17 protein-coding genes and 2 tRNA genes are annotated in these 18,500 nt (G+C 65.9%); 4 read left to right on the top strand and 15 right to left on the bottom strand.

All coding sequences use genetic code 11. The features are described 5' to 3' along the window. Positions 1-136: 136 nt before the first annotated feature. A complete protein-coding gene (locus PRL19_RS10005; RefSeq protein ID WP_273742840.1) occupies positions 137-1,147 on the top strand; it encodes a tyrosine-type recombinase/integrase in 1,011 nt (336 codons plus the stop codon). 73 nt (positions 1,148-1,220) lie between these two features. Here PRL19_RS10005 and PRL19_RS10000 read toward each other — a convergent pair. From PRL19_RS10000 to PRL19_RS09985, 4 genes are all read right to left on the bottom strand, one after another. Then, positions 1,221-1,295: transfer RNA gene (locus PRL19_RS10000), tRNA-Val, on the bottom strand. Positions 1,296-1,354: 59 nt separating this feature from the next. Continuing rightward, complete coding sequence (locus PRL19_RS09995; RefSeq protein WP_045982246.1) at positions 1,355-1,672, bottom strand: hypothetical protein; 318 nt, start codon at positions 1,670-1,672, stop codon at positions 1,355-1,357. A 124-nt stretch (positions 1,673-1,796) separates the two neighbouring features. After that, the gene (lon, locus tag PRL19_RS09990; protein WP_273742839.1) at positions 1,797-4,214 is read right to left on the bottom strand and encodes an endopeptidase La; all 2,418 of its coding nucleotides are present in this window, start codon (positions 4,212-4,214) and stop codon (positions 1,797-1,799) included. A gap of 121 nt (positions 4,215-4,335) precedes the next feature. Beyond that, a complete protein-coding gene (locus PRL19_RS09985; RefSeq protein WP_273742838.1) occupies positions 4,336-5,691 on the bottom strand; it encodes an ATP-binding protein in 1,356 nt (451 codons plus the stop codon). Positions 5,692-5,725: 34 nt separating this feature from the next. Between PRL19_RS09985 and PRL19_RS09980 the strand changes: the two genes are divergently transcribed. Both PRL19_RS09980 and PRL19_RS09975 read left to right on the top strand, forming a co-directional pair. Then, the gene (locus tag PRL19_RS09980) at positions 5,726-6,586 is read left to right on the top strand and encodes an MBL fold metallo-hydrolase (RefSeq protein ID WP_273742837.1); all 861 of its coding nucleotides are present in this window, start codon (positions 5,726-5,728) and stop codon (positions 6,584-6,586) included. 60 nt (positions 6,587-6,646) lie between these two features. Next, positions 6,647-6,721 (top strand) — tRNA-Asn (locus PRL19_RS09975). 178 nt (positions 6,722-6,899) lie between these two features. On the opposite strand, the gene PRL19_RS09970 is transcribed toward PRL19_RS09975, so the two are convergent. The 3 genes from PRL19_RS09970 to PRL19_RS09960 form a co-directional block, all read right to left on the bottom strand. Continuing rightward, a complete protein-coding gene (locus tag PRL19_RS09970; protein WP_273742836.1) occupies positions 6,900-7,814 on the bottom strand; it encodes an MYG1 family protein in 915 nt (304 codons plus the stop codon). 72 nt (positions 7,815-7,886) lie between these two features. Further along, a complete protein-coding gene (locus PRL19_RS09965; RefSeq protein ID WP_127898143.1) occupies positions 7,887-8,198 on the bottom strand; it encodes an ETC complex I subunit in 312 nt (103 codons plus the stop codon). 85 nt (positions 8,199-8,283) lie between these two features. Continuing rightward, positions 8,284-8,601 carry a hypothetical protein gene (locus PRL19_RS09960; RefSeq protein WP_217844616.1) on the bottom strand — a complete coding sequence of 106 codons (318 nt, stop codon included), beginning with the start codon at positions 8,599-8,601 and terminating at the stop codon, positions 8,284-8,286. Between the two features lie 69 nt (positions 8,602-8,670). Here PRL19_RS09960 and PRL19_RS09955 point away from each other — a divergent pair, with 69 nt between their 5' ends. Continuing rightward, the gene (locus PRL19_RS09955) at positions 8,671-8,952 is read left to right on the top strand and encodes an I78 family peptidase inhibitor (RefSeq protein WP_273742835.1); all 282 of its coding nucleotides are present in this window, start codon (positions 8,671-8,673) and stop codon (positions 8,950-8,952) included. Here the strand turns inward: PRL19_RS09955 and uvrB are convergent. The 8 genes from uvrB to sufB form a co-directional block, all read right to left on the bottom strand. Then, complete coding sequence (gene uvrB, locus PRL19_RS09950; protein WP_139597686.1) at positions 8,949-11,135, bottom strand: excinuclease ABC subunit UvrB; 2,187 nt, start codon at positions 11,133-11,135, stop codon at positions 8,949-8,951. The genes PRL19_RS09955 and uvrB overlap by 4 nt on opposite strands. Positions 11,136-11,190: 55 nt before the next feature. Next, positions 11,191-12,408: an NAD(P)/FAD-dependent oxidoreductase gene (locus PRL19_RS09945; protein ID WP_045982239.1), complete on the bottom strand. Its 1,218-nt coding sequence runs from the start codon at positions 12,406-12,408 to the stop codon at positions 11,191-11,193. Between the two features lie 102 nt (positions 12,409-12,510). Continuing rightward, complete coding sequence (locus PRL19_RS09940; RefSeq protein ID WP_273742834.1) at positions 12,511-13,722, bottom strand: cysteine desulfurase; 1,212 nt, start codon at positions 13,720-13,722, stop codon at positions 12,511-12,513. Continuing rightward, the gene (locus PRL19_RS09935) at positions 13,719-14,312 is read right to left on the bottom strand and encodes a Yip1 family protein (RefSeq protein ID WP_046000959.1); all 594 of its coding nucleotides are present in this window, start codon (positions 14,310-14,312) and stop codon (positions 13,719-13,721) included. Before PRL19_RS09935 ends, PRL19_RS09940 begins: the two co-directional genes overlap by 4 nt. Further along, a complete protein-coding gene (locus tag PRL19_RS09930; RefSeq protein WP_273742832.1) occupies positions 14,309-14,827 on the bottom strand; it encodes a hypothetical protein in 519 nt (172 codons plus the stop codon). The genes PRL19_RS09935 and PRL19_RS09930 overlap by 4 nt, the downstream gene beginning before the upstream one ends. Then, the gene (locus tag PRL19_RS09925) at positions 14,800-16,134 is read right to left on the bottom strand and encodes a SufB/SufD family protein (RefSeq protein WP_273742831.1); all 1,335 of its coding nucleotides are present in this window, start codon (positions 16,132-16,134) and stop codon (positions 14,800-14,802) included. Before PRL19_RS09925 ends, PRL19_RS09930 begins: the two co-directional genes overlap by 28 nt. Beyond that, on the bottom strand, positions 16,134-16,889 hold the full coding sequence (sufC, locus tag PRL19_RS09920; protein WP_045982236.1) for a Fe-S cluster assembly ATPase SufC: 756 nt from the start codon (positions 16,887-16,889) through the stop codon (positions 16,134-16,136). The genes PRL19_RS09925 and sufC overlap by 1 nt, the downstream gene beginning before the upstream one ends. Positions 16,890-16,965: 76 nt before the next feature. Further along, positions 16,966-18,486, bottom strand: coding sequence for a Fe-S cluster assembly protein SufB (gene sufB / locus PRL19_RS09915; protein ID WP_045982235.1), 1,521 nt, complete (start codon positions 18,484-18,486; stop codon positions 16,966-16,968). Between the last annotated feature and the right edge of the window lie 14 nt (positions 18,487-18,500).

The raw sequence follows: 18,500 nt of genomic DNA, 5'->3' as shown, positions 1-18,500 counted from the left end.
CGCCCGAAACCCTTGCCGAGCGATGGGGCGTAAGCGCAAATGCAGTGCGGAAGCGTTGCGCTGCAGGCGACCTGAAGCATTTCCGGTTTGGAAAACTGTACCGTATCCCGGCAGATGTAGTTGAGGAATTTGAAGCGTGCCAGACATCAGCATCGGAAGACTTCGCGGCGGATATTGCGTTTACTGGGCCGGCGCCGAAGGCAAACGAGTTCGGCATAAACTTGAGGCATGCTCCCGAGCGGAAGCCGAAGCAGAAGCGATAGACGTCTACCGCGCACAGCATTTCGTCCAGTCTCAGGCTGGGATGAACGTATCTGCGATATGGGCGGAATATGTCAGGGATCTGGGTGACCGCCCGACGGCGAAGACCATGGGCTATACCGGGAAGGCCGTCCTTGCTCACTTTGGGCACTATCGGCCTGACCAGATCACCACCGATCTGTGCCGATCGTACGCCAGGATGCGAATGGACAAGGGCATCTCGCAGGGATCGGTTCACACTGAGCTCGGCCACCTGCGCAGCGCCATGACCTTCGCTGAACGCGCACGGATCATTGACGCAGCCCCGTATATCGAGCGACCGGCGAAGCCGACACCCAAAGAACGCTTTTTGCGGAAGGACGAAATTCAACTGCTGATCGACAGCACAGAAGCCCCGCACATCGCTTTGGCGATCCATCTGCTTTTCGCGACCGCCGGCCGGGTCGGTGCGATCCTCGATCTGACTTGGGATCGGGTGGACCTAGATCGTGGCGTCATCAATCTTCGCCTAGACGATGCGCGGACGCGGAAGGGCCGAGCAATAGTGCCCATCAACCGTGGCCTAATGGCAGCACTGCAGACCGCCCAGGCCGCAGCGCTGTCGGATTACGTCGTGGAATGGGGTGGGGAAAGGATCGCCAGCATGCGTAAGGGTTTCGAGGGTGCGGTCACGCGGGCTGGACTGAAAGACGTCACCCTTCATACGATCCGGCACAGTGCGGCTGTTGCGATGGTTTCAAGCGGCGTGCCGATGGAGCGGGTCGCCCAGTATCTGGGCCACAGCAATGCGGCCATTACCTACACGACCTACGGACGATTCGCGCCTGAGCACCTGGCAGATGCCGCAGAGGTTCTCGATTTCGTCCAGCTGCGCGCGCAAAAGTAGGTTCAGTGAACCGGGGGGCACTTCGTACCGCGCAGGCAGTTTTGCATTTTAGCTAGCAATTGCTGGGGAGGAATGGTGGGTGATAAGGGATTTGAACCCCTGACATCTTCGATGTGAACGAAGCGCTCTACCACTGAGCTAATCACCCGTCGGGCTGGTCATTACCGCCAGCCGCAGCCGGTTGCAAGAGGGCGATGCGCGTTTCGCCTAGCTGTTTTCCACGCCATCAGGCCGGTGGGGGGCACGGCGGCGCAGCCGCAGCGTGATGACATCGCCGCCGCGGGCGTCACGCTCCAGATTGATTCGCGCCCGCCCCAGGGGCGGCACCGCAAGGGTGTGCCCGGCGGACAGGACGATGCCAAGCTGCGCCAGCGTCGCCTCGATGATCGGGCGCGCATCGGTGCGCCGGGCGCCCGTCGCGGCCACGACCCGGTCGATGAAGTCGCGCTTCTGAACGACGATCGCCACATGCGGATCGTGCAGCACGGGCGTCGGGCCGTCGGCCCCGATGATTTCGGCTGGCATTGCTGTTCCCCCCCGTCAGGCAATGATGGGATCAGCCTAGCGCGATTTGACGTTGCGTCAATCTTTGTTAACGCCCGCCCGCACCATGGAAAAAGGGCCGGGGATCGCCCCGGCCCTCTCCCTGTCAGTGAGCGACGGCGCTGCCCTGCCCATCGCTGCCGCGATGGTTGGCTAGCCGCGCGGCCTCGGCCGCCTCTTCGGCGGCCTCGTCCCATTCGATCGCCTTGGGCTGGCGCACCAGGGCGTGGCGCAGAACCTCGCGCACGTTGCTGACCGGAATGATGGTCAGGCCCTGTTTGACGTTGTCCGGGATCTCGACCAGATCCTTTTCATTGTCCTGCGGGATCAGCACCGTCTTGATGCCGCCACGCAGGGCCGCCAGCAGCTTCTCCTTCAGCCCGCCAATGGCCAGCACATTGCCGCGCAGCGTCACCTCGCCGGTCATGGCGATGTCCTTGCGGACCGCGATACCGGTCATGACCGACACGACCGAGGTCACCATGGCGATGCCCGCCGACGGTCCGTCCTTGGGCGTGGCGCCCTCGGGGACGTGGACGTGGATGTCGCGCTTGTCGAACTCCGGGGGCCTGACCCCGATGTCCGGCGCGATCGAGCGCACGAAGCTGGACGCCGCGTCGATCGATTCCTTCATCACCTCGCCCAACTTGCCGGTGGTCTTGACGCGACCCTTGCCCGGCAGACGCAGCGCCTCGATCTGCAGCAGATCGCCCCCGACCGAGGTCCAGGCAAGACCCGTCACCACGCCGACCTGGTCTTCCTTCTCGGCCAGGCCATAGCGGTGGCGGCGCACGCCAAGGTATTCCTCGACCTTCTCCGGCGTCACCTCGACCGATTTGACCTTGCCCTTCAGGATCTCGGTCACGGCCTTGCGGGCCAGCTTGGCGATCTCACGCTCCAGCGAGCGAACCCCGGCCTCGCGGGTGTAATACCGGATCATGTGGGTCAGGGCCTCGTCCGAGACGCTGAACTCTCCCTTGCGCAGACCGTTCGCGGCGATCTGCTTGGACAGCAGGTGGCCCTTGGCGATCTCGCGCTTTTCATCCTCGGTATAGCCCGACAGGCTGATGATCTCCATGCGGTCCAGAAGCGGGCCCGGCATGTTGTAGCTGTTGGCCGTGGTCACGAACATCACGTTCGACAGATCGTATTCCACCTCAAGATAGTGGTCCACGAAGGTCGAGTTCTGTTCCGGATCCAGCACCTCCAGCATGGCGGATGCCGGATCGCCCCGGAAATCCTGGCCCATCTTGTCGATCTCATCCAGAAGGATCAGCGGGTTGGTCGTCTTGGCCTTCTTCAGCGCCTGGATGATCTTGCCCGGCATGGACCCGATATAGGTCCGGCGATGACCGCGGATCTCGCTCTCGTCGCGCACGCCGCCAAGGCTGATGCGGATGAACTCGCGCCCCGTCGCCTTGGCGATGGACCGTCCAAGCGAGGTCTTGCCCACGCCCGGAGGACCGACCAGCGTCAGGATCGGGCCCTTCAGCTTCTGGCTGCGGGCCTGCACGGCCAGATACTCGACGATCCGCTCCTTGACCTTGTCCAGACCATAGTGGTCGGCGTCCAAGATCGCCTCGGCGCGGCCAAGATCCTTGCGGGTGCGCGACTTGACGCCCCAGGGCAGCGACAGCAGCCAGTCCAGGTAGTTGCGGCTGACGGTCGCCTCGGCCGACATGGGTGACATCGACTTCAGCTTCTTCAGCTCGCTGTCGGCCTTGTCGCGGGCCTCCTTGCTGAACTTGGTGGCGGCGATCTTCTGCTCCAGCTCGGCCAGCTCGTTCTGGCCGTCCTCGCCGTCGCCCAGCTCCTTCTGGATCGCCTTCATCTGCTCGTTCAGATAGTATTCGCGCTGTGTCTTCTCCATCTGGGTCTTGACGCGCGACTTGATCTTCTTCTCGACCTGCAGGACAGACATCTCTCCCTGCATGTGGCCATAGATCTTCTCAAGGCGTGCGGCGACCTCCAGCGTGTCCAGCAGGTCCTGCTTGCGCTCCAGGTCGATGCCCATGTGTCCGGCGACAAGGTCGGCCAACTTGCCGGGCTCGGACGCCTCGGACACGGCAGTCACGACCTCCTCGGGGATGTTCTTGCGGACCTTGACGTAACGCTCGAATTCCTCGGTCACGGTGCGCACCAGCGCGGCCACCGTGGCCTCGTCGCCCATCGTTTCGTCCAGGACGCGGGCTTCGGCCATGAAATGGTCGTCATGGGGCACGAAGTCGGTGATCTCGACACGATCGCGGCCCTCGACCAGCACCTTCACGGTGCCGTCCGGCAGCTTGAGCAACTGCAGCACGTTGGCCAGAACACCGGCGCGGAAGATGCCCTCCTCGGTCGGTTCGTCGATGGCCGCGTCCTTCTGGGCGGCCAGCAGGATCGGGCTGTCCGATTCCATCACTGCCTCCAGAGCGCGGACCGATTTCTCGCGTCCGACGAACAGGGGAACGATCATGTGCGGGAAGACGACGATATCCCGCAGGGGCAGCACCGGATAGGTCTGGGTGGTGAATTCCGTCATGGTATGTCCTTTCTGCCCGAAGCCGCGGCCCCGTCATGGCGACGCGCGGCCTCTGCATGCGATCAATCTAGGGGTGTCGCCCCCCGCGTTCAATATGACCGCAACAATGCCACCTATTTCGTCAGCGCGGAATGACGATCTCTGCCCGCAGACCGCCCAGACGCGGGCCGCGGCCAAGCCGCAGCTGCCCGCCATGCGCGCGCGCCACGTCCGCGGCGATGGCCAGGCCCAGCCCGGCCCCCTGCGCGCTGTTCCTGCGCCGCGACGGATCCAGCCGGGTAAAGGGCCGCATGGCCGCGTCCAGGCTGTCCTCCGGGATGCCGGGGCCGTCATCCTCGATCCCGATCCGCAGGCTGCGCGGGCCAAGCGAGGCGTCCATCTCGGCCCGGCTGCCGTAACGCACCGCGTTGCCGATCAGGTTCTCCAGCGCGCGGCGCAGCATGTCGGGGCGGAAGGTGGCCAACCCGTCCCGATCGCCCTCGAACTGGACCAGGCTGGCCTGCTGGCCGGCGCGTTGCGCGTCCGCGACCAGGCCCTCCAGGAAACCCGCGGCGGCGATGGGCTGGGGCGCGCTGTCCTGCGCGTCGTCGCGGGCATAGTCCAGAAAGCCGTCGACCATGCGGTTCATCTCTGCGATGTCGGCCTCCATCGCGCTGATGTCACCGGGCTCAGGCGGCATGTCGGGCCCGATCATCGACAGCCCCAGCTTCATCCGCGTCAGCGGCGTGCGCAGGTCGTGGCTGATTCCCGACATCATCAGCTTGCGCTGATCGTTCTGGCGCTCCAGCCGGTTGCGCATGTCCAGGAACGCGGTGCCCGCGCTGCGCAGCTCGACCGCACCGGATGGGCGATAGGGCACGATCCGCCCCTTGCCGTATTCCTCGGCCGCATAGGCCAGCCGCCGGATCGGCCGCAGCTGATTGCGCAGGAAGATCATCGCGATCCCCGTCATCAGGAGCGACGTGAACACCATCAGCACCAGCAGCTGGTGCGGGTTCGACGCGCTGACCCGCCGCCGCTCGAAGCTCAGCGCATAGGGTCCGTGCGGCCCGTCCAGCGCCACCGACACCCGCCGGTCGCTGCTGGCCAGATCGACCGAGATCACCTGCGGCAGCGCGTCGCGCAGCACCTCGGTCACCACTCGTCCCGAAAAATCATAGAACAGCCGCCGATCCTCGGCAGGCGGATCGACCGGCAGCGCCAGTTCCAGCTCCAGCGGGCGCGCCACGGACACCCCGGCGCGCCGCGCCGCGTCGGGCGTCGCGGCACTGTCGATCAGCCGCGCGACGAAGGTCAGCTCGTGCGACATGCTGGCGGTCATCTGCCGGGTCACGCCCTCGAAATGGCGCTGCAGGAACATCACGCTGACCACAGTCGTCACCACCACGACCGGAAGGAACAGGATCAGCGCCGCGCGCGCATAGAGGCCCCGCGGGACCAGCTTGCGCATCTGCGTGGCGTCGGCATTGTTCGACATGGCGGCCTCCTGCGTTGCGCGCTAGGCTAGCCCCATGACCCCGCCTGCGAAAGAGCCGCTGCAGATCCTGGCCCCGAATCCGTCCCCCCTGACCGGGCCGGGCACAACCACCTTCCTGCTGGGCGACAGCCATGTCGCGGTGATCGACCCCGGCCCCGACGATCCCGTCCATATCGACGCCGTCGCCCGCGCCGGCCGCGGCCGCATCAGCCATATCCTGATCACGCACGCGCATCGCGACCACAGCGCCGGAGCCGCACGCCTGTCCCGCCTGACCGGCGCCCCGGTGCTGGCCTTTGGCGATGCGCTGGCAGGGCGGTCGCCGCTGATGTTCCGCCTGGCGGTGGAGGGTCTTGGCGGGGGCGAGGGGCTGGACCACGCCTTCGCGCCCGACCGCCACCTGCGCGACCAGGAGGTGATCACCACGCCCGACTGGTCGCTGACCGCGTGGCACACGCCCGGTCATGCGGCAGGGCACCTGTCGTTCCAATGGGGTGACCGGATCTTCTGCGGCGACCTGGTGATGGGCTGGTCCTCGACGCTGATCTCTCCGCCGGATGGGGACCTGGCGGAATACTTCCGCTCGCTGGAACGGCTGGCGGCACTGTCGCCGCGCGTCCTGCTGCCGACCCACGGGCCTGCGATCACGGCCCCGCTGGACCGGATCGCGGAACTGGCGCGGCACCGCCGCGACCGCACGTCCCAGATCCTGGCCGCCCTGCGGGTCCGCCCCGATTCCGCGGCGGGCCTCGCGCGCCGCATCTATGCAGTGCCCGAACCGGTCCTTCCCATCGCCACGCGCAACGTCCTGGCCCATCTGATCGCCCTGTCCCAGATCGGAGCCGTTGATTTTCCGGGCGTTTTGACGATCGAGACGGTTTTTTCGACCGGATGACAAAAAACCCCAGAACGCCACTGGACGCCCCTGACCGAGGTTGCTATATCCGCCCCGTGTTCCGGCGTAGCTCAGCGGTAGAGCAGTTGACTGTTAATCAATTGGTCGTAGGTTCGATCCCTACCGCCGGAGCCAGACCTCTCTAAGTTCTTGAGTAGGTTTGGTTAAACACACAAGTGCCAGACAGACGGCACAGCATTCTCCCAATTTCGATGATCTCCGCCGCGCCCTCAGGTCGGGAGCTTGCAAATTCTATCCGCTGCCCTGCAGTCGCCTGACCGCAGGGCTGTCCGATGGCTCCGGCTGTCAGCCGTCACACTTCGCTTGCCGCCACCGCCAGGTCGGCAAGACGCAAAGCGGCGTCGCGATCGGCGGCCACGGCGATGAAGCGAGCGTTGTGACAAAAACGCACTCCGGGAACGCCTGATGCAGCCTCGAAGGCGCCATCGGTCAGGCCGGCCCAGGCTGCCGGCAGGTCTGCGCGCAGGGCGAACCCGTCCGCATCGCGGCGGATGCCGGTCAGCGCCCAGTCCGTGTCCCGCGGATGGATCACGAACAGCAGATGGTCCGCCCCCGCCGCGGTGATGGCGGAGCGAAACGGCATCCCCATCGGCAACTCCAGCACCCGGCCGTCACCCGCGGCGGCAATGGCTGCCATAACGACGGCCTCGGCGCGATGCTTTGCGGCCTTGCGGGCCACGGCCGCCTCGACGAAGGCGCGGGCGATCGCGACCGCACCGTCAAAGGCACGGTCGTCGGCGTCGGGGCTGCGGTCATCGAAGACGGGCTTGAGGCTCTCCAGCAGCATCGGCAGGGACAGATCGGCAAGCGGCCCCGTCGGCGACAGTGCGCCGTTGTCGACCAGGTCGATGGGCAGCACCAGGTCGGCGTCAATCGCCGCATGGATCGCCTCGAGATCTGCTGCGGGCACCTGCAGCGCGGCCAGGTAGTCGCGCCCGAACTGCCGCCAGATCAGTCCGAAGGAACTGTAGGGCTGGCCGTCGTCGCGCAGCGGAGGAGATTTCTGATGGTGATCAAAGATCATCCGCGCGGCGTCGAAATCGCGGCCCACGTCATAGATGATCCGCCCTTCCGCAGGCGTGATCCAGTCGGCGTCGCGCGTCCGCATGATCCGAGCCTGCGGGTGCAGGCGGGTCAGGATGACCGAGGACAGGACCTCATCGGCGTGAAAGCCGCCGGAATGGGTGACGAGATGCGTGACGGTCATGGAATATCCCTCAAATGCAGATGACCGCCCTGGGGCGGTCAGCAAAGATTTGTGTCGATGGCGGATGCGGCCTCAGTGGCTCCAGGGCTCGCGGCGGTCGGTGGCGAAATTCTCGCCATAGCCGCGGGGGCGAATGTTCGTGCCGCGGCGGTGCGGTTCCTGCACCACGAATTCCAGACCATGATCGCGGGCGTAATCCTCGGCCTGCTTGCGGGTGTCAAAGCGCAGGCGGACCTGGCTTTGGGTGTCGCCACTGCTGGTCCAGCCCATCAGCGGATCGACCTCGCGCGCGTCGGTGGGCGGAAATTCCAGCACCCAGCCCTTGGTCTTGGCGGTACCGGACTGCATCGCGGTGCGGGCGGGCTGATAGATGCGCACGGGCATGGGTGATCCTTCGGATTGACTGTCCGCTGTATCGCCAAATCCGGGGGGCGGATCAAGCCCCCTGCCCCGGTCATGCCGACGCAGGTCAGGGCTGCAGGGTATCGGGCAGATCCTGGAACGGAACGCTCAGCTGCGCCGCGCCGGTCTGCTTGTCCAGCAGGCAGACCGACAGTTCCGACGGACGGTCCGGCAGCGTCGCGACGACCAGCGCCAGCGCGTGGGTCTGGGTGCCGAATTCGTTCGGGGTCACGGACAGTTCCGCGTCTGGCGCTGCGTCCTGCGCCAGGCGGGTGCATTCCGCCACGGTGCGGTCGCGCAGTTCGGCCCATGCCTCGTCTGTCGAGGATTGCGCGACGGCGGGCCAGAATGCCACCATCGCCACCCAAACCGTATGTTTCATCATCTTGCCACCGGAACAACTGAACATGGCCCACGTTGGCATTCCAACACGCCGTTGTCACATGAGAGAGACGTGATCATGACCCCCTTTCGCCACCCTGTCCTTTGCGCGTCGCTGCTGATGCTGGCCTTGGGTGCCTGCGCCGGCAGCCCTTATGACGTTCCCGCCCGCCAGTGCGACCTGTCCCAGCACCAAGCCCTGGTCGGACGCAACATCGGCGAGGTCCGCCTGCCGCCGAACCTGCGCAAGCGCGAGGTGCACAACCAGGGCGTCATGACGCGCGACTACAATCCCGCGCGCCTGACCATGTTCCTGGACGCCAAGGGCTGGATCGCCCGGGTGGAATGCAGCTAGCGGCCGCGCTTGGACCGCTTGTTGCCGCCCCGCTGACCGGCCCGTCCGGCAGTCGAACGGCCCGATGACTTTACGGCAGCCTCGGCCGCCTCCTCGATCACCGACTGCCGCGCCATCGGATCGTCCGAGATCGCCAGGTCAACCGCCTCCAGCCGCTTGACCTCGTCGCGCAGGCGCGCGGCCTCCTCGAACTCCAGGTTCTCTGCGGCCTTGCGCATCTGGGTGCGCATCGCGTCCAGATGGGCGGCCAGGTTCGCGCCGATCAGCGGCTTGTCCACCTTCGTGGTCACGCGCGACTGGTCGGTGTCGCCCTGCCACAGGCCTGCCAGCACGTCCTCGACGTTCTTGCGGACCGTCTGGGGCGTGATGCCGTGCTCCTCGTTATAGGCCATCTGCTTGGCGCGACGCCGCTCGGTCTCGGCCATGGCGCGTTCCATGCTGCCGGTGATCCGGTCGGCATACATGATGACCCGCCCTTCGGAATTTCGCGCCGCCCGGCCGATGGTCTGGATCAGCGACGTCTCGGACCGCAGGAAGCCTTCCTTGTCGGCGTCCAGAATGGCCACCAGCCCGCATTCGGGAATGTCCAACCCCTCGCGCAGCAGGTTGATGCCGACCAGCACGTCGAACGCGCCCAACCGCAGGTCGCGCAGGATCTCGATCCGCTCGATCGTGTCGATGTCGCTGTGCATGTAGCGGATCTTGATGCCCTGCTCGTGCAGGTATTCGGTCAGATCCTCGGCCATGCGCTTGGTCAGCGTCGTGACCAGCGTGCGGTAACCCGCGGCGGTCACCCGGCGCACCTCGTCCAGCAGGTCGTCAACCTGCATCTCGACCGGGCGGATCTCGATCTTGGGGTCCAGAAGGCCCGTCGGGCGGATGATCTGTTCGGTGAAGACGCCGCCGGTCTGGTCCATCTCCCATTGCGCAGGCGTGGCCGACACGAACACCGACTGGGGCCGCATCGCATCCCATTCCTCGAATTTCAGCGGGCGGTTGTCCATGCAGGACGGCAGGCGGAAGCCGTGTTCCGCCAAGGTGAACTTGCGCCGGAAGTCGCCCCGGTACATGCCGCCGATCTGCGGAACCGACACGTGGCTTTCGTCGGCAAAGACGATGGCGTTGTCAGGGATGAACTCGAACAGCGTGGGGGGCGGCTCTCCGGGCGCGCGCCCGGTCAGATAGCGGCTGTAGTTCTCGATGCCGTTGCAGACGCCGGTCGCCTCCAGCATCTCGATGTCAAAGGCGGTGCGCTGCTCAAGGCGTTGCGCCTCCAACAGCTTGCCCTCCTCGGTCAGCTGCTTCAGGCGCATCGCCAGTTCCTGCTTGATGCCCTTGATCGCCTGCTGCAGCGTCGGACGCGGCGTCACATAGTGGCTGCTGGCATAGATGCGGATCTGCTTGAAGCTGTCGGTCTTGACCCCGGTCAGCGGATCGAACTCGGTGATCGCCTCCAGTTCGTTGCCGAAAAAGTCGAACCGCCAGGCGCGGTCCTCAAGGTGGGCGGGCCAGACCTCGACCAGATCGCCGCGCACGCGAAAGCTGCCGCGCTGAAAGCTGGTGTCCAGCCGCTTGTACTGCTGCGCGACCAACTGGCCCAGGAACTCGCGCTGGTCATAGCTTTCACCCACGACCATGTCCTGGGTCATCGCCGAATAGGTCTCGACCGAACCGATGCCGTAGATGCAGCTGACCGAGGCCACGATGATCACGTCATCGCGTTCCAGCAACGCCCGCGTGGCGCTGTGGCGCATCCGGTCGATGGCCTCGTTGATCTGCGATTCCTTCTCGATATAGGTATCGCTGCGGGCCACATAGGCCTCGGGCTGGTAATAGTCATAGTAGCTGACGAAGTACTCGACCGCGTTGTCGGGGAAGAATCCCTTGAATTCGCCGTACAACTGGGCCGCCAGCGTCTTGTTGGGCGCCAGGATGATCGCGGGACGCTGCGTCTCCTCGATGATCTTGGCCATGGTGAAGGTCTTGCCCGTCCCCGTGGCCCCCAGCAGCACCTGGTCGCGCTCTCCGGCGCCGACGCCCGCCACCAGTTCGGCGATGGCCGTGGGCTGATCGCCCGCCGGTTCGAATTCGCTTTTCAATGCAAAGCGTTTCCCGCCCTCCAGCTTGGGGCGGGTCACTTCGGGAACGCGCATCACGGGCGCGTTGGTGTTGTTGTGACCCATGAGGTTCCTGATCCGTTCGGAGTTGCCCTCAAGATGTGATGGCAGCCGCCCGGTTTCAACCGCGTTTCAGGCGCCCCGGCTGAAGTTCCGCCCAGCCTTCGCCGCCCGACAGCTCATCCGCCAGGATTTCAGCCGTGACGGGGCCCAGGGTAAAGCCCTGGTGGCCGTGACCGAAATGCGCCCACAGGTTCGGCTGGTCCGGCACGCGGCCCACCACGGGCAGCATGTCGGGCATGCAGGGGCGCCGTCCGGTCCAGGGTTCGGCCTCGACCGCCGCCCCGATGTCAAACAGCTCGCGCGCGGCCTTTTCGCCATGCTTCAGCTGCGGCGGCGACAGGCGCGGATGGGGCGTCAGCTCGGCCGCGGTGGCGATGCGCAGACCGCGGCGCATGGGCGACAGCACGACCGAATTGCCGAAATCGGCGATCGGGTGATGGGGCGGCAGCTCCATGTGATAATGCTTGTGATAGCCGCGCTTGAATACCATCGGCACCTTGAGGCCAAAGCGCTGCGTCAGCATCGGCGACCAGGGCCCAAGCGCGATGACGGCATGTTCCGCCTCGACCTCGTCGGCGCGCCAGCCCGCGCCATGGCGGTGCAGGTCACCGGCATCGCCGTTCACGACGCGCCCGCCCCGCTTCTGGAACAGCGCCGCATAGCTGGCGACCAGGCCGCCCGGATCGGCGCAGTTCCAGCTGTCGGACCAATGGGTCGCGCCCTCGACCTCGATGCGGATCGCGGGCTCCATGGCGCGCAGGTCGGCCCCGCTCATCAGCCGCGCCTGCACGCCGAACTCGGTCGCGAAACGTTCGGCAGTCTTGCGGGCGGCCTCCATCTTGGCGGGGGTGCGGTGGATCTCGATATAGCCGTTGCGGCGGATGATGTTGTCGGCGCCCGCCGCCGCGATCAAGGGGCCGTGACGGTCGGTCGACTGGCGGATCAGCTTGCCCCAGGTCACCGATGCCCGCCTGTGCGCGGCAGGCCGCGAATTCCACGCATAGGTCGCGACCGCGCCCAGTTGCGACAGCAGGCCCTGCGGCGTCCATTTCACGTCATAGCCGCGCCCCAGGGCGATCTGGAACAGCGCGCCGGGCGACAGCGGCATGGCATAGGGCTCGACCGCTTCAGTCTGGATCAGGCCGGCATTGCCATAGCTGGTCTCGCGCCCCGGCACGCCCCGTTCGATGATGGTGACGTCATGCCCACGCGCCTGCAGCGCCAGACCGGTGCTGACGCCCACCATACCCGCACCCAGAACCAGAACCTCGGCCATTCCCGCCCCCATCGCTGATGATGGGTCAGGGATGCAGACATTCCCGCCATCCGGCAAGATTTATCGGGCATTCTTCGACGCCCCTCGAAATCTTTGCAAGAATCAGGCGAAAAGCTCGCGGCAGAAGATCAATCCTTCGACCAGCGCGTCCACATCTGCCTGCGTGTTGTACATCGCAAAGCTGGCACGGGCGCTGGCATTGATTCCCAGATGCTCCATCAGGGGCATGGCGCAGTGGCTGCCCGCACGGACCGCGATTCCCTTCTTGTCCAGGATGGTCGAGATGTCATGCGCGTGCGCCCCATCCATCGTCATGGAGAAGATCGCGCCCTTGCCCGGCGCATCGCCCTGCACCTGCAGCCAGTTCAGCGCCCGCAGGCGGTCGCGAGCATGATCGCGCAGCGCGCGCTCATGGGCGGCGATGTTCTCCATCCCCAGGGACATCATGTATTCCAGCGCGACGCCCAGTCCGATCTGGTTGACGATGCCGGGCGTGCCGGCCTCGAACCGCAAGGGCGGGTCGTTATAGGTCACGGCGTCGCGGCTGACGGTGCGGATCATGTCGCCGCCGCCCAGAAAGGGACGCATCTCGGCCTGTCGGTCGGCGCGGATCCAGATCGCACCCGAGCCAGAGGGACCGTACAGCTTGTGCCCCGTGATGCAGTAAAAATCGGCGCCAAGCGTCGACAGGTCCACCGGCATGTGAACCGCGGCCTGCGACCCGTCCACGACCATCGGCAGGTCGGTGCCGCGGCGGATCGCCGCGATGTCCACGACCGTCCCGGTCACGTTCGACATGTGCGTCAGCGCCAGCATCCGCGTGCGCGGCGTGATCGCGGCCAGCACCTTTTCCGGCGGCAGGCTGCCATCCGCATCGGGTTCGACCCATTTCAGCACCACGCCCTGGCGTTCGCGCAGGAAATGCCAGGGCACGATATTGGCGTGATGCTCCAGCAGCGACAGCACGATCTCGTCGCCGGCCTGCAGGCGCGGCGCGGCCCAGGCATAGCTGACCAGGTTCAGCGCCTCGGTCGAGCCGCTGGTGAAGATCACCTCGTCGACCGCGGGCGCGTTCAGGAACCGTGCGATGATCCTGCGGACGCGTTCGTAATTGTCGGTCGCAAGGTTCGACAGGTAATGCAGGCCGCGATGGACATTGGCGTATTCGCCTTCATAGGCGCGGGTGATGGCGTCGATCACGACGCGCGGCTTCTGCGCGCTGGCGCCGCTGTCCAGATAGACCAGCGGGCGCCCGTTGACCGTCGTCGACAGGATCGGAAAATCGGCGCGGACGGCGTTGACGTCAAAGCTCATTGCGGCATCTCCGGCATGAGGCCAAGCGCGGCCATGAAGAACGACAGGACGAATCCCATGACCAGCAGCGTGCCGAACATGACCAGCAGCACCTTGGGGCCGCTGGTGAACCCGTGGAGCGCCTTGGTGAACTGCACCGTCAGCCACAGGAACAGCGCGACCGCGATGATCCCCAGGATCCCCGCCAGCCCCGGCAGGGCCAGCGACAGCACGATCTGGGCCAATTGCACGACCAGCAGCATCACCTCGATCCAGACGGTCAGCAGCAGGGCATCCTCGAACCGGCCGTGGCCGCCGAACATGCGCCCGACCCCGGCCATCAAACCCGCGCCCAGAACGATCGCGACCAGCTGCATTCCGGCCAGGACCAGCGGCTGCCGGCTGATCGAGAACACGGCCGCCCCCTCGTCCGAGGGCAGCGGGAACAGCAGGGTCGAGCCGTAGGCCAGCAGCCCCGACAGCGACACCGCCAGAACCAGCGCCATCCAGCGCACCTGCATCGGCCAGCGCTGGTCGATCAACCAGCGGGCCGCCCCTTCTGGATCGCGCAGGGTCCGGCGCGCCAGCGCCTTGAAGTCGTCGAAGGTCATTTGCGTCTCGCCAGCGCCATGATCCCGGCGCCCCAGATGAACAGGAATCCCGCACCCGCCACCGTGCGGGTCAGGGTCAGCGCGGGGGACGGGCCGATCAGCCCCGCCACCATCCCGCCCAAAAGCGTCGCGGGCGCCACCGCCATCAACGCCCAGAACAGCGCCAGACGCGCATGGCGCGCCTCCAGCCGCCACGGGGTCAGGCGGCTGAGCAGCACCGTCAGCCCCGCCATGGCATAGGCTACCAGCGGCATCATGAACATGGTCCCAAGGGCCGCACCCCCGATCCGCGCGTCCAGCGGGATCGACGGGTCCAACTGCGCCGCGCGCGACAGGCCCGGCGCCTGCCCGACCAGCGTGATCAGCATAGCCACCATCAGCACGACCAGCAGCGTGCTGTCGGGGATCGCCGACAGGCCCCGCACCACCCGGCGCGGGGCCCACCAGCTTTCCAGCACGCGCAGCACCATCCCGCCGCGCGGGCCGGTCATCCCTGCGGGCGTTCGGTCAGCCACGCGTCCAGCCGTTCGTTGATCTCGTCGCGCAGGCTCTCGTCGTCGACCTCGGCCAGGGCGTCGGCCAGGAACGACAGCACCAGGAACACGATCGCCCGGTCATAGGGCACCCCGCGAGAGCGCAGGTAGAACAACGCACCCTCGTCGATCGCGCCCGTCGTGGATCCGTGCGAACACTTGACGTCGTCGGCATAGATCTCAAGCTCGGGCTTGGCCAGGAACTGGCTGGCCTCGTCCAGCAGCAGGGCCTGGCTGATCTGATAGCCGTCGGTCTTCTGCGCGCCGTTCTTGACCAGGATCTTGCCCTGGAACACGCCGGTCGCCCCGTTCTTCAGGACCTTCTTGAACACCTGCCGGCTTTCGCCGCGCAGCGCGCCATGGGTCACGAAGACGGTGTCGTCGTGGTGGAACGGACCGACATCGCCGTCGCCCAGCACCGCCGCGGCGACATGTGCCACCGCATCGTCGCCGACCATGTCCACGACGGCCTCGTGGCGCATGGTCGTACCGTTCACGACCAGCGCGAAGCTCTTCAGCACCGCACCCTCGCCCACGCGGGCGAACAGGTGCGATAGGCCGACCTTGGGGTCGACCGCGCGCTTGGCCGCGATGTGGTGCAGCGTGGCGCCCGGCAGCAGATCGGCCTCGATCATGCCGTTCGACCGCGCGCCGACCATGCCGCTTTCCAGCAGCGTCAGTTCGGCGCCCGATTCGACCCGGATCACGTGATGCCAGACGGCATCCGCGCGGTCCGACCCGCGGCGATGCAGCACATGCACCGGACGCGAAGGCTTGCCTGTCACGCGGATCAGCAGGCCATCGGCCGCCACGGCCGTATTCAGCGCCGCGAAGGGGCGCTTGACCGGGGTCTGACCGGCCAGTTCCAGCGTCCCGTACAGGTCGGCCGACCAATGATCGCCCGCCCGGTCGGCCTGCGCCAAGGTGGTGATCTCGATCCCTTCCAGCGACAGGTCGTCGGATGCCGAGGCGTCGAACGCGCCGTCGACAAAGACCAGCGTCAGTTTGTCACGCGCGGTGAACAGCGGCGATTCCGGGCCCGTATCGATGGCCAGCGCCTGCGGCTCGGGCGCGTTGAACGGGCGCGGGTCGGTATAGCGCCAGTATTCGTCACGCGGGCCCGGCAGGCCCATGGCGCGCAGCCGTGCCAGCGCGTCGGCGCGCGCGGCGGCGGTGAACCCACCCGTGGGCAGCGTGGTCGCGGCCAGCCGCGCATCCAGCGCATTGGCGGGCTTGGGCGCGCCGGTGACCTGCGGGGTCTGGATTTCCTGAACGGCGGATTCGGACATCAGCCGGCCTCCGCCAACAGGTCGCCATAGCCGTTCTCTTCGACTTCCAGCGCCAGTTCGGGGCCGCCCGACTTGATGATCCGGCCGTTGGACATGATGTGCACGACGTCCGGCTGGATGTGGTTCAGCAGGCGCTGATAGTGGGTGATGACCAGAAAGCTGCGGCCTTCGCTGCGCAGGGCGTTCACGCCGTCGCTGACAAGGCGCATCGCATCGACGTCCAGACCTGAATCGGTCTCGTCCATGATGCACATGCGGGGCTCCAGCATGGCCATCTGCAGGATCTCGTTGCGCTTCTTCTCGCCCCCCGAAAAGCCGACATTGACGGGGCGCTTCAGCATGTCGGGGCTGATCTGCAGCTCTGCCGCCTTGGCGCGCACGACCTTCAGGAACTCTCCTGCAGTCAGCTCGGCCTCGCCGCGCGCCTTGCGCTGCGCGTTCACGGCGGTGCGCAGGAACGTCATGTTGCCGACGCCCGGAATCTCGACCGGGTACTGGAACGCCAGGAACAGGCCCGCGGCCGCACGCTCCTCGGGTTCCATGTCCAGCAGGCTCTCGCCGTCCAGCGTGGCGCTGCCGTCGGTGACCTCATAGCCGTCGCGGCCCGACAGGACATAGGACAGCGTGGATTTGCCCGACCCGTTCGGGCCCATGATCGCATGGACCTCTCCGGCCGGAACCTCCAGCGTCAGACCCTTCAGGATCTGCTTGTCCTCGTCCTCAAGTTTGACGTGCAGGTTGTTGATTTTCAGCATATTTCCCTCAAACGGCAAAGGCGCCACCGGGGCGCCGCATCTATGGTGGCCGGGCAGCAATGCCCGGCCGGATCGATCAGCCCACCGAGCCTTCCAGCGAGATCGCGACCAGCGCCTGCGCCTCCATGGCGAATTCCATGGGCAGGGCCTGCAGGACCTCGCGGCAGAACCCGTTGACGACCAGCGCCACGGCCTCTTCCTCGTCCATCCCGCGCGACCGGCAATAGAACAGCTGGTCGTCGTCGACCTTGCTGGTCGTCGCCTCGTGCTCCACGCGGCTGCTGCTGTTCTTGACCTCGATATAGGGCACGGTATGCGCCCCGCACTTGTCGCCGATCAGCAGGCTGTCGCACTGGGTATAGTTGCGGCTGTTCGTGGCGCGCGGGTGCATGGTGACCAGCCCGCGATAGGTGTTCTGCGCCTGTCCTGCCGAAATCCCCTTGGACACGATCCGCGAGCGCGTGTTCTTGCCCAAATGGATCATCTTGGTGCCGGTATCGGCCTGCTGCCAGTTGTTGGCGATGGCGATCGAATAGAACTCGCCCTGGCTCTCGTTGCCGCGCAGGATGCAGGACGGGTACTTCCAGGTGATCGCCGATCCGGTCTCGACCTGCGTCCACATCACCTTGGCCCGGTCGCCGCGGCAATCGGCGCGCTTGGTGACGAAGTTGTAGATGCCGCCCTTGCCGTCCTCGTCGCCGGGGAACCAGTTCTGGACGGTCGAATACTTGATCTCGGCATCCTCGAGGATGACCAACTCAACGACTGCGGCATGCAGCTGGTTGGTGTCGCGCTTGGGCGCGGTGCAGCCTTCTAGATAGCTGACATGGGCGCCCTTGTCGGCGATGATCAGGGTCCGTTCGAACTGGCCGGTGTTCTCCGCATTGATGCGGAAATAGGTCGACAGCTCCATCGGGCACTTCACGCCGGGCGGGATGTAGACGAAGCTGCCATCCGAGAACACGGCGCTGTTCAGCGTCGCGAAATAGTTGTCCGACTGCGGCACGACCGATCCCAGGTACTTGCGCACCAGTTCGGGATGCTCGCGGATCGCCTCGCTGATCGAACAGAAGATCACCCCGGCCTTGGCCAGCTCGTCCTTGAAGGTCGTGCCCAGGCTGACGCTGTCGAAGACGGCGTCCACGGCCACGCGGCGACCCTCGGCGGGCGCATCCTCGGCGCCCTCGACGCCCGCCAGGATCATCTGCTCGCGCAGCGGGATGCCCAGCTTGTCATAGGTCGCCAGCAGCTTGGGGTCCACGTCGTCCAGCGACTTGGGCTTCTCCTCCATGCTCTTGGGACGCGCATAGTAATACTGGTCCTGATAGTCGATCTCGGGATAGTTCAGCATCGCCCATTTCGGCTCTGCCATGGTGACCCAGCGGCGATAGGCTTCCAGCCGCCATTCGGTCATCCATTCCGGTTCCTGGTTCTTGGCCGAGATCAGACGGACGATATCCTCGTTCACGCCCTTGGGCGCATAGTCCATCTCGATCTCGGTGTTCCAGCCGTATTTGTAGCTGCCCATGTTCTGGACAGTCTCGACCGTTTCCCGGTCTACGCCTTCGCGCACGTCAAGATCGGTGATGTCCGTCATCCTTCAGTCCTTTT

Source organism: Paracoccus marcusii (genome assembly GCF_028621715.1).
GTDB classification, from domain to species: Bacteria; Pseudomonadota; Alphaproteobacteria; order Rhodobacterales; family Rhodobacteraceae; genus Paracoccus; species Paracoccus marcusii.
Note: the sequence above shows the minus strand (reverse complement) of the source record. Positions and strands in the feature narration are given on the sequence as shown.

Excerpts from the sequence above, each read along its gene's own strand:
- PRL19_RS09985 (WP_273742838.1), bottom strand. The coding sequence starts at position 5,691 with ATGTCGAACAATGCCGACGCCACGCAGATGCGCAAGCTGGTCCCGCGG.
- PRL19_RS09935 (WP_046000959.1), bottom strand. The coding sequence starts at position 14,312 with ATGACCTTCGACGACTTCAAGGCGCTGGCGCGCCGGACCCTGCGCGAT.
- sufB (WP_045982235.1), bottom strand. The coding sequence starts at position 18,486 with ATGACGGACATCACCGATCTTGACGTGCGCGAAGGCGTAGACCGGGAA.
- PRL19_RS09980 (WP_273742837.1), top strand. The coding sequence starts at position 5,726 with ATGACCCCGCCTGCGAAAGAGCCGCTGCAGATCCTGGCCCCGAATCCG.
- PRL19_RS09965 (WP_127898143.1), bottom strand. The coding sequence starts at position 8,198 with ATGCCCGTGCGCATCTATCAGCCCGCCCGCACCGCGATGCAGTCCGGT.
- PRL19_RS09970 (WP_273742836.1), bottom strand. The coding sequence starts at position 7,814 with ATGACCGTCACGCATCTCGTCACCCATTCCGGCGGCTTTCACGCCGAT.
- PRL19_RS09945 (WP_045982239.1), bottom strand. The coding sequence starts at position 12,408 with ATGGCCGAGGTTCTGGTTCTGGGTGCGGGTATGGTGGGCGTCAGCACC.
- PRL19_RS09940 (WP_273742834.1), bottom strand. The coding sequence starts at position 13,722 with ATGAGCTTTGACGTCAACGCCGTCCGCGCCGATTTTCCGATCCTGTCG.
- sufC (WP_045982236.1), bottom strand. The coding sequence starts at position 16,889 with ATGCTGAAAATCAACAACCTGCACGTCAAACTTGAGGACGAGGACAAG.
- uvrB (WP_139597686.1), bottom strand. The coding sequence starts at position 11,135 with ATGGGTCACAACAACACCAACGCGCCCGTGATGCGCGTTCCCGAAGTG.
- PRL19_RS09960 (WP_217844616.1), bottom strand. The coding sequence starts at position 8,601 with ATGATGAAACATACGGTTTGGGTGGCGATGGTGGCATTCTGGCCCGCC.
- PRL19_RS09925 (WP_273742831.1), bottom strand. The coding sequence starts at position 16,134 with ATGTCCGAATCCGCCGTTCAGGAAATCCAGACCCCGCAGGTCACCGGC.
- lon (WP_273742839.1), bottom strand. The coding sequence starts at position 4,214 with ATGACGGAATTCACCACCCAGACCTATCCGGTGCTGCCCCTGCGGGAT.
- PRL19_RS09995 (WP_045982246.1), bottom strand. The coding sequence starts at position 1,672 with ATGCCAGCCGAAATCATCGGGGCCGACGGCCCGACGCCCGTGCTGCAC.